Annotated in this window: 13 protein-coding genes and 6 tRNA genes; 8 read left to right on the top strand and 11 right to left on the bottom strand. The window is 44.1% G+C overall.

The window, feature by feature from the left end; genetic code table 11:
• Positions 1-13: 13 nt before the first annotated feature.
• The 11 genes from L4C44_RS21690 to lolB form a co-directional block, all read right to left on the bottom strand.
• Positions 14-88, bottom strand: a tRNA-Gln gene (locus L4C44_RS21690).
• 30 nt (positions 89-118) lie between these two features.
• A tRNA-Leu gene (locus tag L4C44_RS21685) sits at positions 119-203 on the bottom strand.
• Between the two features lie 74 nt (positions 204-277).
• A tRNA-Met gene (locus tag L4C44_RS21680) sits at positions 278-354 on the bottom strand.
• A 77-nt stretch (positions 355-431) separates the two neighbouring features.
• Positions 432-506 (bottom strand) — tRNA-Gln (locus L4C44_RS21675).
• A 29-nt stretch (positions 507-535) separates the two neighbouring features.
• Positions 536-620, bottom strand: a tRNA-Leu gene (locus L4C44_RS21670).
• Between the two features lie 67 nt (positions 621-687).
• Positions 688-764, bottom strand: a tRNA-Met gene (locus tag L4C44_RS21665).
• 280 nt (positions 765-1,044) lie between these two features.
• Positions 1,045-2,136: a redox-regulated ATPase YchF gene (gene ychF / locus L4C44_RS21660; protein ID WP_010439159.1), complete on the bottom strand. Its 1,092-nt coding sequence runs from the start codon at positions 2,134-2,136 to the stop codon at positions 1,045-1,047.
• Positions 2,137-2,146: 10 nt separating this feature from the next.
• On the bottom strand, positions 2,147-2,737 hold the full coding sequence (gene pth / locus L4C44_RS21655) for an aminoacyl-tRNA hydrolase (protein WP_004739815.1): 591 nt from the start codon (positions 2,735-2,737) through the stop codon (positions 2,147-2,149).
• A 221-nt stretch (positions 2,738-2,958) separates the two neighbouring features.
• The gene (locus L4C44_RS21650) at positions 2,959-3,903 is read right to left on the bottom strand and encodes a ribose-phosphate pyrophosphokinase (RefSeq protein WP_004739814.1); all 945 of its coding nucleotides are present in this window, start codon (positions 3,901-3,903) and stop codon (positions 2,959-2,961) included.
• Between the two features lie 27 nt (positions 3,904-3,930).
• Positions 3,931-4,806, bottom strand: coding sequence for a 4-(cytidine 5'-diphospho)-2-C-methyl-D-erythritol kinase (ispE, locus tag L4C44_RS21645; protein ID WP_428805692.1), 876 nt, complete (start codon positions 4,804-4,806; stop codon positions 3,931-3,933).
• A complete protein-coding gene (gene lolB, locus L4C44_RS21640) occupies positions 4,803-5,450 on the bottom strand; it encodes a lipoprotein insertase outer membrane protein LolB (protein ID WP_428805691.1) in 648 nt (215 codons plus the stop codon). The genes ispE and lolB overlap by 4 nt, the downstream gene beginning before the upstream one ends.
• A gap of 160 nt (positions 5,451-5,610) precedes the next feature.
• On the opposite strand from lolB, the gene hemA reads away from it, so the two are divergent.
• From hemA to ybaK, 8 genes are all read left to right on the top strand, one after another.
• A complete protein-coding gene (gene hemA / locus L4C44_RS21635; RefSeq protein ID WP_060983584.1) occupies positions 5,611-6,870 on the top strand; it encodes a glutamyl-tRNA reductase in 1,260 nt (419 codons plus the stop codon).
• A gap of 28 nt (positions 6,871-6,898) precedes the next feature.
• On the top strand, positions 6,899-7,987 hold the full coding sequence (prfA, locus tag L4C44_RS21630; protein ID WP_019821589.1) for a peptide chain release factor 1: 1,089 nt from the start codon (positions 6,899-6,901) through the stop codon (positions 7,985-7,987).
• Between the two features lie 5 nt (positions 7,988-7,992).
• A complete protein-coding gene (gene prmC, locus L4C44_RS21625) occupies positions 7,993-8,853 on the top strand; it encodes a peptide chain release factor N(5)-glutamine methyltransferase (protein ID WP_132787417.1) in 861 nt (286 codons plus the stop codon).
• A gap of 185 nt (positions 8,854-9,038) precedes the next feature.
• On the top strand, positions 9,039-9,422 hold the full coding sequence (locus L4C44_RS21620) for a SirB2 family protein (protein WP_060467244.1): 384 nt from the start codon (positions 9,039-9,041) through the stop codon (positions 9,420-9,422).
• 27 nt (positions 9,423-9,449) lie between these two features.
• Entirely contained in the window at positions 9,450-10,259 is an 810-nt protein-coding gene (locus tag L4C44_RS21615; RefSeq protein ID WP_060983586.1) for a SirB1 family protein, read from the top strand.
• Positions 10,260-10,281: 22 nt separating this feature from the next.
• Positions 10,282-11,136 carry a 3-deoxy-8-phosphooctulonate synthase gene (kdsA, locus tag L4C44_RS21610; RefSeq protein ID WP_017069619.1) on the top strand — a complete coding sequence of 285 codons (855 nt, stop codon included), beginning with the start codon at positions 10,282-10,284 and terminating at the stop codon, positions 11,134-11,136.
• A 504-nt stretch (positions 11,137-11,640) separates the two neighbouring features.
• Positions 11,641-13,302, top strand: coding sequence for a bifunctional UDP-sugar hydrolase/5'-nucleotidase UshA (gene ushA / locus L4C44_RS21605; RefSeq protein WP_123322811.1), 1,662 nt, complete (start codon positions 11,641-11,643; stop codon positions 13,300-13,302).
• 118 nt (positions 13,303-13,420) lie between these two features.
• Entirely contained in the window at positions 13,421-13,906 is a 486-nt protein-coding gene (gene ybaK, locus L4C44_RS21600; protein ID WP_146492349.1) for a Cys-tRNA(Pro) deacylase, read from the top strand.
• Positions 13,907-13,945 lie beyond the last annotated feature (39 nt).

The raw sequence follows: 13,945 nt of genomic DNA, 5'->3' as shown, positions 1-13,945 counted from the left end.
AGAGTTTAAATAGTGGCTGGGCTACCTGGATTCGAACCAGGGAATGCTGGCATCAAAAGCCAGTGCCTTACCGCTTGGCGATAGCCCAACAATGATATCACTTAAGATATCTAAATAATGGTGCGGTCGGAGAGACTTGAACTCTCACACCTCTCGGCGCCAGAACCTAAATCTGGTGCGTCTACCAATTCCGCCACGACCGCAGCAAATCTTTATAGTTATATCGACATTGGTRATTCAATATAACGTTGTTTATTCTTCTTTCATAAAGAAARAGTGGTGGCTACTGCGGGATTTGAACCTGCGACCCCATCATTATGAGTGATGTGCTCTAACCAACTGAGCTAAGTAGCCATCTGAGAGCGAAGTAATATAATATAATCTCGCTTCCAATGCCATTATCTTTTTAAAGATAATTACACTTTAAATTGTGGCTGGGCTACCTGGATTCGAACCAGGGAATGCTGGCATCAAAAGCCAGTGCCTTACCGCTTGGCGATAGCCCAACAATGATATCACTTAAGATATCTCAATATGGTGCGGTCGGAGAGACTTGAACTCTCACACCTCTCGGCGCCAGAACCTAAATCTGGTGCGTCTACCAATTCCGCCACGACCGCTTTACTTTCCTAAAAACTCTTGTCGTTAATAAACATGTGTTTAATAACAAACAGAGTGCTTAGGAAATGGTGGCTACTGCGGGATTTGAACCTGCGACCCCATCATTATGAGTGATGTGCTCTAACCAACTGAGCTAAGTAGCCATTTCCAAATTGTCGTTCATTTCGAGACGTTGCCGCTTCGTTGTGAACGGGGCGCATTATGCGTAGTTGAGCGAAACCCGTCAACTTTTTTTTTGAATAAATCGCGAATAAACATCTGTTCGGTTTCTTTTTAGGCAAAGAGGCGTATTTGTCGACAAAAAACAGGTCTAAAAGGCGATATATATAGGAAGTTAAGTTTCTGATGAGGGGCAATTTAGAAAGGAGAAAAACAAAAAGGCCAGTGAATTCACTGGCCTTTTTTCTAGATGTTTAATCAGAATTATACGTTGAAGCGGAAGTGAACAACGTCACCATCTTTAACTATGTATTCTTTACCTTCAAGGCGCCATTTACCTGCGTCTTTCGCACCGCTCTCACCGTTAAACTCGATGAAGTGATCAAATCCTACTACTTCTGCACGGATGAAGCCTTTCTCGAAGTCTGTGTGGATCTTACCCGCTGCTTGTGGCGCAGTTGCACCTACAGGGATTGTCCAAGCGCGAACTTCTTTAACGCCAGCAGTGAAGTAAGTTTGAAGAGTCAGTAGTTCGTAACCAGAGCGGATCACTCGGTTAAGACCTGGTTCTTCGATACCCATATCCGCTAGGAACTCTTCGCGATCTTCGTCATCAAGTTCGGAAAGCTCAGATTCGATTGCTGCACAAACTGCAACAACTACGTTGTTTTCGTTTTCAGCGTATTCACGAACAGCGTCTAGGTATGGGTTATTTTCAAAACCATCTTCTGCAACGTTTGCGATGTACATGGTTGGCTTAAGCGTTAGGAAGTTTAGGTAGCCGATTGCTGCCGCTTCTTCTTTGCCAAGTTCAACAGTACGCGCCATACCACCTTCAGTTAGAACTGGAAGTAGCTTTTCTAGTACAGTGATTTCGAATTTAGCGTCTTTGTCGCCGCCTTTTGCTTTCTTCGCGTTACGTTGAATTGCACGCTCACAGCTGTCTAAGTCAGCCAGTGCAAGTTCAAGGTTGATCACTTCGATATCTTCGATTGGAGATACTTTACCAGCAACGTGAACAATGTTTTCATTTTCAAAGCAGCGTACAACGTGACCGATAGCGTCAGTTTCACGGATGTTAGCTAGGAACTTGTTACCAAGACCTTCACCTTTAGATGCGCCAGCCACTAGGCCCGCGATATCTACGAATTCCATTGTCGTTGGAAGGATCTTCTGTGGATTAACAATTTTTGCTAATGCATCTAAGCGTAGATCTGGAACCGGAACGATACCTGTGTTTGGTTCGATCGTACAAAATGGAAAGTTTGCTGCTTCGATGCCTGCTTTTGTCAGTGCGTTAAACAGAGTTGACTTACCAACGTTTGGTAGACCAACGATGCCACATTTAAAACCCATGATATAAACCTTATTCTGCTTTGAACGTATGTAAGCGATTTTGTGCTTTTGGTAGGCCATCTTTTAATAAGATGTCTAGGCTGCGAACCGATTCGTCAACGACGGCCTCGATACACTCTTGCTCTTTTTGAGGAGCTTTGCCTAATACATAACCTGCAACTTTATCTTTGTGTCCTGGATGGCCGATGCCTAATCTAAGACGATAGAATTCTTTATTGTTACCCTGCTTGCTGATGATGTCTTTCAGACCATTATGTCCACCATGACCACCACCTTTTTTAAACTTTCCAATACCAGGAGGAAGATCTAACTCATCGTGAGCGACCATGATCTCTTCTGGTTTAATTTGGTAGAACTTTGCTAAGGCTGCAACTGCTTTGCCTGACAAGTTCATAAAAGTCGTTGGGATCAGCAAACGAAGATCTTCACCGTGAACCATGATACGACCCGTTAGGCCAAAGAACTTTGGTTCGTTCTTTAGTGTCACGTTATGTACACGCGCTAATTCTTCAACTACCCAAGCACCCGCATTGTGGCGAGTTTTGGCGTATTCTGGACCTGGATTAGCCAGTCCAACGAGAAGTTTTATTTGTTGGCTCAAGGTATGGATCTCTCTCGGGATTTCAAAAAGCGCCGTATGATATCACAGTTTATGAAAAAGGTGCGAGCTAGCTGATAGCTGCGCGATTATTCCTGTTTGTCATAACTAGCAGTGCAATATTACTCAGACATAAAAAAAGCACTTCATTGACTGAAGTGCTTAATGTCTTTCTCTTGCGTATTTCTAAAACCAAGCTTTTGTAAAAAGCTATAAGGCTTGGATTAGTTGAACATCGCTGAGATTGATTCTTCATTGCTGATACGACGAATCGCTTCAGCAAGCATGCGAGAAAGGCTAAGTGTTGTCACTTTACCAGTCGCAGCCATCTCTGGAGATAGAGAGATAGAATCCGTTACGATAACTTGGTCTAGAACAGAGTTCTTGATGTTGTTCGCAGCAGTACCAGAGAAAACAGCGTGAGTTGCGTAAGCGAATACACGCTTAGCACCGCGCTCTTTAAGCGCTTCAGCTGCTTTACATAGTGTGCCACCAGTATCGATCATGTCATCAACGATAACACAGTCACGGCCTTCAACATCACCGATTAGGTTCATTACTTCAGAAACGTTAGCACGTGGACGACGCTTATCAACGATAGCGATGTCAACATCACCTAGCGCTTTAGCCGTTGCACGAGCACGTACAACACCACCAAGGTCTGGAGAAACCACAACTGGGTTTTCTAGACCACGGTTAGCCATATCTTCTAGAAGAACTGGAGTGCCGAAGATGTTATCAACAGGTACATCGAAGAAGCCTTGGATTTGCTCTGCGTGTAGGTCGATAGTAAGAACGCGGTCAACGCCAACGTTAGAAAGGAAATCTGCAACAACTTTTGCAGTAATTGGCACACGAGCAGAACGTACACGACGATCTTGACGGGCATAACCGAAGTAAGGGATTACAGCAGTAATACGGCCAGCAGAAGCACGGCGCATTGCGTCAATCATTACCACCAATTCCATTAGGTTGTCATTGGTTGGTGCACAAGTTGATTGAATCAGGAATACATCGCTACCACGAACGTTTTCATTGATTTGAACAGCGACTTCGCCATCAGAAAAACGGTCTACAGTAGCATCGCCAAGAGAGATGTATAGACGATCAGCAATACGTTGGGCTAGTTCAGGTGTTGCGTTACCAGCAAATAGCTTCATATCAGGCACGGTGGAAACCTCGGGTTGCGTCCAGTTTTAAATAGATTGTGGGTGGGCTGATTGGTATTCAGCCAGAGTTTCTTTTAAAGGAGAAATGTTTCTTCCTTTCGCTACGAAAGCGGAAACTGTGTCAGGCAGTTGTTCTCGCACCAATTCGGCTTCTTTTTTGCTGTTAAATTCAGCAAAAACGCACGAACCTGTGCCAGTCAATCTCGACGGCGCGTATTGTAGCAGCCATGAAAGTTGCTTATCAACCTCTGGGTACAGCATTCGCACAATTTTTTCGCAATCGTTTACGTATTCTTGCTCTAGAAGCGTTGATAACGCTCGCTTTGGCGTGTTTCGAGTTAATTTTGAGTGTGTGAATATGTCTACCGTTGCTATGCTCACTTGAGGCTTAACCACAAGATACCATTTTTCATTCGGATTAGCGGGTTGTAGCTGTTCGCCAACGCCTTCAGCAAAGGCAGCATGACCACGAACAAATACCGGGACATCTGCTCCAAGCTTTAAACCGATTCCGGCGAGCTGATCATCTGAAAGATCGAGTTGCCATAAATAATTCAGCGCGACTAATACAGTTGCTGCATTTGAAGAGCCTCCGCCAATACCGCCTCCCATAGGAAGAACTTTCTTTAATTGAATATCCGCACCGAAAGTCGTCGACGTATATTGTTGAAGAGCAGTAGCGGCTTTCCAAATCAGGTTATCTTCTGTCGCAACGCCTGGAATTTCAGGTGTGATTGTTATCGAGCTTGTTTCTCGGTTTGCGGTAACCGTAAGTTCATCGCCAAAGTCGACAAACTGAAATAGGGTCTGAAGTTCGTGATAGCCATTGTCGCGTCGGCCAGTAATATAGAGAAATAAATTCAGCTTAGCTGGCGAAGGCCAGTGCGTTGGCGTTGTTATCATTTTTTCAGTGTCCACTTCGAAACTACAATGTTGATTTTGTTCTCGTCTTGCTTGAATGACAATCGAGTAGGGAGGGGAATTGTCTCTACGATCGCGTTATCTTCACCCGATAGCTGTTTACTCGGCATTTCTGTATTTCGGTAGTTAGCAAAATTCAGTGTCCATAGTTGACTACTGACTTGTTTAGACAGAGATTCAAGCGTGTTGGTGCTGTTGAGTTGGTAGCTGTCTGCTTGGTCGGGAATACCAAGAAACCATTGTGGCAGATGATCAATAGGGATCTGCAACCCAGTTAGTTGCTCTACCAATACAGATGCACTTGCGTGAGTGAATACCTGATCATCATAAGTGACTACCTTGGCACCCGAGCTGTCAATCGTGAGGTTCAAGGCGGTTTGACCAAGGAAAGTGGTCAGTCTTAATTGGCTTTGATTTGGGGAGTGCTTCCAAATGAAATTAAGGCTTTGGCGTTGCTCTGGAGAAATGTAAGCGAGCTTGCCTGAGGCTTGGTAGTTTTCTATCTGTAGAAGGCGGTTTTGGTGACTTTGCCACTCAACGCTGGTCGGTTGTTCTGGTATAGACGAGCAACCCACCATAATTATGGTCATAAAAATAAGAGACGTGATTTTACGAAGCTTGCTCATATTTGCTCACAACTTGTTCAAATTTATCTAAAAAACGCTTCAACTATAGCATTGAATTCACGAACTCAGGAAAACAAATCCCGCTTGCTCTTTAAATAGAGCCATGCATCAAGTAAAATTCGCCCCTTGTTTCCATTCCCTGATCGAGAACTTCTGATACATGTCTTTGCTTGCCGTAGGTATCAATCACAATACAGCGTCGGTTGAATTGCGAGAAAAAGTCGCTTTTGGTCCAGATAAATTATCTGAGGCACTCAAGCAACTTAACGCAAATGCACACGTAAATGGAAGTGTCATACTTTCTACCTGTAATCGAACTGAAGTGTATTGTGACGTCAAAGGCGTGGCAAAAAACAAGTTGATCGATTGGCTGTCAGTTTTCCATCAAGTTAGTCCTGAAGAGCTAAAACCAAGTCTTTATATCCATGAAGAGCAGGCTGCGATTAAGCATTTAATGCGTGTAGCTTGTGGTTTGGACTCTTTAGTATTGGGCGAGCCACAGATCTTAGGTCAGGTGAAGCAAGCTTATACAGACTCGCGAGAGAATAAATCTGTTGATGCTTCAATGGAAAAGCTGTTTCAGAAATCATTCTCTGTCGCGAAGCGTGTTCGAACTGAAACGGAGATCGGCGGAAGCGCGGTTTCGGTTGCTTACGCAGCTTGTACGTTAGCCAAACATATTTTTGAATCAATTGCCGATTCAACTGTGTTATTGGTGGGTGCGGGTGAAACGATTGAGTTGGTGGCTAAGCATCTTTCAGCGAATGGCTGCACCAAGATGATAGTGGCTAACCGAACTCGTGAGCGTGCTTTAGGGTTGGCTGAAGAGTTTGGTGCTGAAGTGATCAGCCTCAATGAGATCCCTGATCATCTGCATCGAGCGGATATCGTGATCAGTTCAACCGCCAGTCCGTTACCTATTATTGGTAAGGGTATGGTGGAGACCGCACTGAAAACAAGAAAACATCAACCTATGTTGTTGGTTGATATTGCGGTTCCGCGTGATGTGGAATCTCAGGTCGGTGAGTTAAACGACGCCTACCTTTATTCAGTGGATGATCTGCAGTCGATTGTTGATGGCAACATTGAACAACGCAAAGTGGAAGCGATTCAAGCGGAAGCAATAGTTAGCGAAGAAAGTGCGGCATTCATGAGTTGGATGCGTTCACTGCAAGCGGTAGACAGTATTCGTGACTATCGCAAATCGGCCAATGAAATCCGAGAAGAATTATTAAGTAAGAGTTTACAATCACTTGCCGCTGGTGGTGACCCTGAGAAACTCTTACTTGAGCTAAGTAATAAGCTCACAAACAAATTGATCCATGCTCCAACGCGTGCACTTCAAAGTGCAGCAGAGCAAGGAGAACCTGCAAAATTAATGGTCATTAGACAGAGTTTGGGCTTAGAAAACCCTCAATAATATTAGACCTCCAACAGAATAAGACATTATGAAAGCCTCGATTCTAGTAAAGCTTGAAACACTTGTTGAACGCTATGAAGAAGTTCAACATCTACTTGGTGATCCAGATGTAATCGGGAATCAAGACAAATTCCGTGCACTTTCTAAAGAGTACTCTCAACTAGAAGAAGTGACAGCTTGCTTCCAGTCATACCAGCAAGCTCAAGAAGATCTAGAAGCTGCTGAAGAGATGGCAAATGAAGATGACGCTGAAATGCGTGAAATGGCTCAAGACGAAATCAAAGACGCAAAAGCGGCGATTGAACGTTTGACTGATGAGCTACAGATTCTTCTGATTCCAAAAGATCCAAACGATGAGCGTAACTGTTTCCTTGAAATCCGTGCTGGCGCGGGTGGTGATGAAGCGGGTATCTTCGCGGGCAACCTGTTCCGTATGTACTCTAAGTTTGCTGAGAAGAAAGGCTGGCGCGTTGAAATCATGAGCAGTAATGCTTCTGAACAAGGTGGCTACAAAGAGATGATCGCTAAGGTTAGTGGCGATGCTGTTTACGGCACAATGAAATTTGAGTCGGGCGGTCACCGTGTACAACGTGTACCTGAAACTGAGTCTCAAGGCCGTGTTCATACGTCAGCATGTACGGTTGCCGTTATGCCTGAAATCCCAGAAGCTGATCTTCCAGAAATTAAAGCGGGCGATCTTAAAATTGATACTTTCCGTGCATCAGGCGCGGGTGGTCAGCACGTTAATACCACGGATTCAGCAATCCGTATTACTCACTTACCAACGGGTACAGTAGTAGAGTGTCAGGACGAGCGTTCTCAGCATAAAAACAAAGCGAAAGCGATGGCTGTTCTTGCTGCTCGTATTGTTCAAGCAGAAGAAGAGCGCCGCGCGGCAGCTGTTTCTGATACACGTCGTAACCTACTAGGTTCTGGTGACCGTAGTGACCGTATTCGTACGTACAACTACCCACAAGGTCGTGTTTCGGATCACCGTATCAACCTTACTATCTACCGTCTTAACGAAGTACTTGAAGGTGACATGCAAAGCTTGCTTGATCCTGTACTTCAAGAGCACCAAGCCGATCAGCTTGCTGCACTTGCAGAGAACAACTAACCTGTATGCAGTCAGCATATACGGTTGAAAGTGCTTTAAAAGCAGCAATCGTAAAGCTTCAAGAGGGTGATAACACATCACCCTCAATTGATGCCGCGGTACTGCTTTGTCACGCCTTAGATAAACCAAGATCTTACCTGCTTACTTGGCCTGAGAAACACCTCACCTCAGAGCAAGAGTCTGAATTCAATGCCCTTCTAACACGTCGCTTAACTGGTGAGCCTGTGGCTTACATTATCGGTGAGCGTGAGTTTTGGTCACTGCCGTTAAAAGTTTCCCCTTCTACCTTAATCCCACGCCCAGATACTGAGCGTTTGGTTGAGGTAGCTTTGGATAAAACTTACGGCAAGCAAGGTGCGATTCTAGATTTAGGTACAGGTACAGGTGCTATCGCGTTAGCATTGGCGTCTGAGATGCCGAATCGACAGGTAACGGGGATTGATCTTCGCCCTGAAGCACAGCAGCTTGCGACAGAGAATGCACAACGTCTAAACATCACCAACGCTACTTTTTTGCACGGCAGTTGGTTTGAGCCTTTGAGCTCTGAGGAAACTGTGAAGTTCTCTCTGATTGTCTCTAACCCGCCATACATTGAGAAGAATGATCCTCATTTGTCTCAAGGCGATGTGCGTTTTGAGCCGATCACAGCACTAGTTGCTGAAGAGAAAGGGCTTGCAGATATCCGATACATTTCTGAAAACGCACGCGGCTTTTTGGAAAATGAAGGTTGGTTAGCATTTGAACACGGCTATGACCAAGGCTCGGCAGTTCGTGAGATTATGCAGACGCTCGGTTATCTCGATGTTGTAACAGAGAAAGATTACGGTGGTAATGACCGAGTGACATTGGGTCGTTATTGTTCATAGTTCGTAGCTGTATTCGATTACGGATATTCGCTTATGAGTAATAGACGATGAACTTGCCAAATTGATACCTTTAGCTCGACAATACATTTAACTCGGTAATGCATTTAATGAAGAAATACAGGGCATTAACGGGTATTGTGAGGCTCGTGTTAACGAAAGCACATATAAAAATATAAAGGAATACCATGTACGAAGGTCTAAAACATTTTCACCTATTAACGATTGCGATAAGCGCGCTACTTCTTTCGATTCGATTCGCTCTTATGATGGCCAATTCGCCGAAGCTTAAACATCCTTTCTTGCAGCGTTTCCCTCATATCAATGACTCGTTGCTGTTGCTATCGGGTATTGGTTTGATTTTTATCACTGGCTTTATTCCATTTACACCAGCCGCACCATGGTTAACTGAAAAACTAACCTGCGTAATGGCCTACATCGCATTAGGTTTCTTTGCACTTAAGTTAGGTAAAAACAACCTATTAAGAGTGTTCTCTTTCTTTGGTGCGCTAGGTTGGCTAGCAATGGCTGGTAAAATCGCAATGACGAAGACACCAACATTTTTCGGTTAATTATCTCCTTATTTCGGTTAACTACCTATGTACGAATTTTTTGATGAAGACTTTGACCAGCTAGAGTTAGCTGAAGGTGCATTGATCTTAAATAAAGCGATTAACCCAGAAACTCAAGACAGCTGGGCAGAGCAAGAGCTGGCTAGATTGTTAAAAGACGCCGAGTTTGCTTTGGTTAATGAAACCGATGAACAGCAGAAGTTTGAATCTTTTATTCGACTATTCTTTTATGAATGGGGTTTTGCTGGTGATAAAGATGCGTATTTCTCTTCGGAAAACGCGTTCATCGATAAAGTGCTTGAGAGAAAGAAAGGCATTCCTGTGAGTCTGGGAGCGGTCTTTCTTTTTCTAGGTCGCAAGCTAGGCTTTCCTGTAGAGGGTGTATCTTTCCCTACTCAATTCTTACTTAAAGTAAGCTGGTACGGGCAAGCTGCGGCCTATATTAACCCTTATAACGGTGAGTACGTTGGTGAACAAACCTTGCGAGCATGGTTAATTGGACATGACGGTCCATTAGCTAAGGTGAAACCTGAACACTTAGAAGTTGCAGACCACCCAACGATTATTGGTAAGTGGCTAGCACTGCTCAAGAGTGCACTGCTGAGAGAAGAGCGCTATACGCTTGCATTGAAGTGTACTGATCTTGCTTTAACCTTTGTACCGGATGACCCATATGAAATCCGTGACCGCGGTTTTATCTATCAGCAGCTAGACTGTCATCAAGTTGCTGCAACGGATTATCAATACTTTATCGACCAATGCCCAGATGACCCGGCATCTGAGTTACTGAAATCTCAAGTGAATGTCATGAACGAAAAGACCGTGGTTGTTCACTAATTAATAATTATTTAGAGAGAATATGATGGAACAGAAAACAGTTCACATTGGCGATATGCCAATTGCTAACGACAAGCCATTTACGCTATTTGCAGGCATGAACGTTCTTGAATCTCGCGATCTCGCTATGCAGATCTGTGAGCACTATGTGAAAGTAACAGAGAAGCTGGGTATTCCTTACGTATTTAAGGCGTCTTTTGATAAGGCGAACCGCAGCTCAGTTCATTCATACCGTGGTCCAGGCATGGAAGAAGGTCTTAAAATCTTCCAAGAGCTGAAAGACACTTTCGGCGTGAAGATCATTACTGATATTCACACAGAAGCTCAAGCTCAACCTGTTGCGGATGTGGTTGATGTAATCCAACTACCTGCATTCCTAGCTCGTCAAACTGATCTTGTTGAAGCAATGGCTAAGACTGGCGCAGTAATCAACGTGAAGAAGCCTCAGTTCATGAGCCCGAACCAAGTTGGCAACATCGTTGATAAGTTCGCTGAGTGTGGTAACGACAACATCATCCTTTGTGAGCGTGGCGCTTGTATGGGTTACGACAACCTTGTCGTTGATATGCTTGGCTTTGGCGTAATGAAGAAGTCTTCAAACGGTAGCCCTATCATCTTCGACGTGACGCACTCTCTACAAATGCGTGACCCATCAGGTGCTGCATCTGGCGGCCGTCGTGAGCAAACGGTTGAACTAGCAAAAGCTGGTCTTGCAACAGGTATTGCTGGTCTATTTATTGAAGCGCACCCGAACCCAGACCAAGCTCGTTGTGATGGCCCTTCTGCGCTACCTCTAGACAAACTAGAGCCGTTCTTGAAGCAGATGAAAGCACTGGATGATCTTATCAAAGGCTTTGAGCACATCGATATTAAATAGCTGAAGCTGATGTTAAGTAACTCGCTAATGTGAATTAGTTAAAGTGGTTTTTTAACGGTATCAAATAAACGCCTAACTCTAAGAGTTGGGCGTTTTTGTTTATCTGGGCATCAGCTTGTATCGCTGGGTACGTCTCTGTTTGGTAGAGCGCTAATCAGAGGAGATGATTAAATCATTGTTAACAAAGCCTTTGATGACCTAAGAAATAGGCATGAGTGTGTGAGGTCTGTCCTGTTTTTGGTAAATTGCTGATGTGTATCACACTTTGTAAGTAAACGATTGCCTGTGATGCAGGGGAAGTTTGAGTGTAATCTCATAATTTTGTTACACTTAACTGTTGATCTATGCGTGACCAATTCGACATAAATATGAAATCGTCGTGTTACATCTAAAATGTTAATTTAAGATTAGTCATGTTGAAGTCTTATTGTTCGAACTCCAGGAAAGGGGTCGCAATAGATTAAAAAAGCAGTGGATTCCCCTAAAAAGTTCAAAGGTATGACAATGAAGCAACGCCTTATTCTAAAGACAGCACTAAGTGCTGCAATTCTAGCTACTCTAGCTGGGTGTGCGTCTCAATCAGCTCATGATTGGAACCAAGACGAAACTTATAAGCTAACGATTCTTCACACGAACGATAACCATGGTCGTTTCTGGCAGAACAAATACGGCGAATACGGCATGGCTGCACGTAAAACGCTTGTTGACCAACTTCGTGCAGAAGTTGAAGCTGAAGGCGGTAGCGTGTTGCTTCTATCTGGTGGTGACATCAACACGGGTGTGCCAGAGTCAGATCTTCAGGATGCAGAACCTGATTTCAAAGGTATGAACAAGATTGGTTACGATGCAATGGCACTGGGTAACCATGAGTTTGATAACTCACTAGACGTACTACAAAAGCAGATCGATTGGGCTAACTTCCCAATGCTGTCAGCAAACATCTACGATAAAGCTACGGGCGAACGTAAGTTCCAAGCTTACGAGATGTTTGAAAAGCAAGGTATCAAGATTGCAGTTATCGGTCTAACCACTGAAGATACAGCAAAAATTGGTAACCCAGAGTTTATCGCTGGCATCGACTTCCGTGACCCTAAAGAAGAAGCGAAAAAACTGATCGCTGAACTTAAAGAAACTGAGAAGCCAGATCTCATCTTCGCAGTGACTCACATGGGTCACTACGAGAATGGCCAGCGCGGTGTCAACGCACCAGGTGATGTAGCACTAGCCCGTTACCTAAATGAAGGCGATCTAGATATGATCGTTGGTGGCCACTCTCAAGAGCCTGTATGTATGGAAGGCCCTAACGTTGCTAAGAAAAACTTCAAACCGGGTGATGAATGTAAACCAGACGTTCAAAATGGTACTTATATCGTTCAAGCTCACGAGTGGGGCAAGTATGTAGGCCGTGCTGATTACGAATTCCGTAATGGCGAACTAGAGATGGTTAGCTACGATCTAGTTCCTGTTAACCTTAAGAAGAAAGTTAAGATTGACGGCAAGAAGCAACGTGTTCTTATTCAAGACGAAATCGCACAAGATCCAGAGCTACTTGAATTCCTACGTCCATTCCAAGAGCAAGGTCAAGCTCAGTTAGAAGTTAAAATCGCTGATACAAATGGCAAGCTTGAAGGTGACCGTAACGTCGTTCGCTTCCAACAAACTAACCTAGGTCGTTTGATTGCAACCTCTCACATGGAGCGCGCAAAAGCAGATTTCGCTGTAATGAACTCTGGTGGTGTTCGTGACTCAATTGAAGCGGGTGAAGTGACTTACAAAGATGTACTAACAGTACAACCTTTTGCAAACATCCTGACTTACACTGATATGACGGGTAAAGAGGTTTTAGATTACCTAAATGTCGTGGCGACGAAACCAATCGATTCTGGTGCTTATGCTCAGTTTGCTGGTATCTCTATGACAGTAGCAAACGGTGAAGTATCGAATGTATTCATCGGTGGCAAACAGCTGCGTTTAGACGAAACATACCGCTTCACAGTACCAAGCTTTAACGCTGCTGGTGGTGACGGTTACCCTAAACTGTCTGACCACCCAGGTTACGTGAATACTGGTTTTGTTGATGCTGAAGTACTGAAAGAGTACCTAGAAGCGAATAGCCCGGTTGACGTGAATAAGTACGCGCCTTCTGGCCAAATGGTTTACAAGTAATTGAATCCAAGCAATTCTATCAATAGGTGCTAAATTAGATTGACTCTAGCACCATGATAAATTTAACTAAAGCGACGCCTCGGCGTCGTTTTTTGTTTATCTACCGTTTGGATTTGTTATGACCCCTGCAATCAATCTCGCCAAGAAAAAGAAAATCGCTCATAGTGTGCATCAGTATCATCATGATGCGAATAATACGAACTATGGATTAGAAGCCGTTGAAGCGCTTGGTCAAGATCCCAAACGTGTATTCAAAACGCTGTTGTTCTGCTTGAATGGTGTGGCGAAAGATTTGGCGGTTGCCGTTATTCCTGTCGACCAGAAGCTCAATCTAAAGCTGGCAGCAAAAGCGGCGGAAGGAAAAAAAGCAGAGATGGCTGATCCAGATATTGCTCAGAAAACCACGGGTTATGTTGTTGGTGGCATCAGCCCGCTTGGTCAGAAAAAAGCGCTGCCGACTTTTGTTCATTCTAGTGCGACAGAATTTGAAACAATATGTGTGAGTGCGGGAAAGCGAGGTTTAGAAATTGAACTTGCCCCTAAAGACTTAGCTCAACTGACTCGAGCTCAGTTTACTGATTTGTGCTTGCAAGTTGATGGTTAGTCGTTAAAAGCCATGACGTACCGAACAATAAACAAAAAC

It is taken from the genome of Vibrio satsumensis (assembly GCF_050337435.1).
GTDB lineage: Bacteria > Pseudomonadota > Gammaproteobacteria > Enterobacterales > Vibrionaceae > Vibrio > Vibrio satsumensis.
Note: the sequence above shows the minus strand (reverse complement) of the source record. Positions and strands in the feature narration are given on the sequence as shown.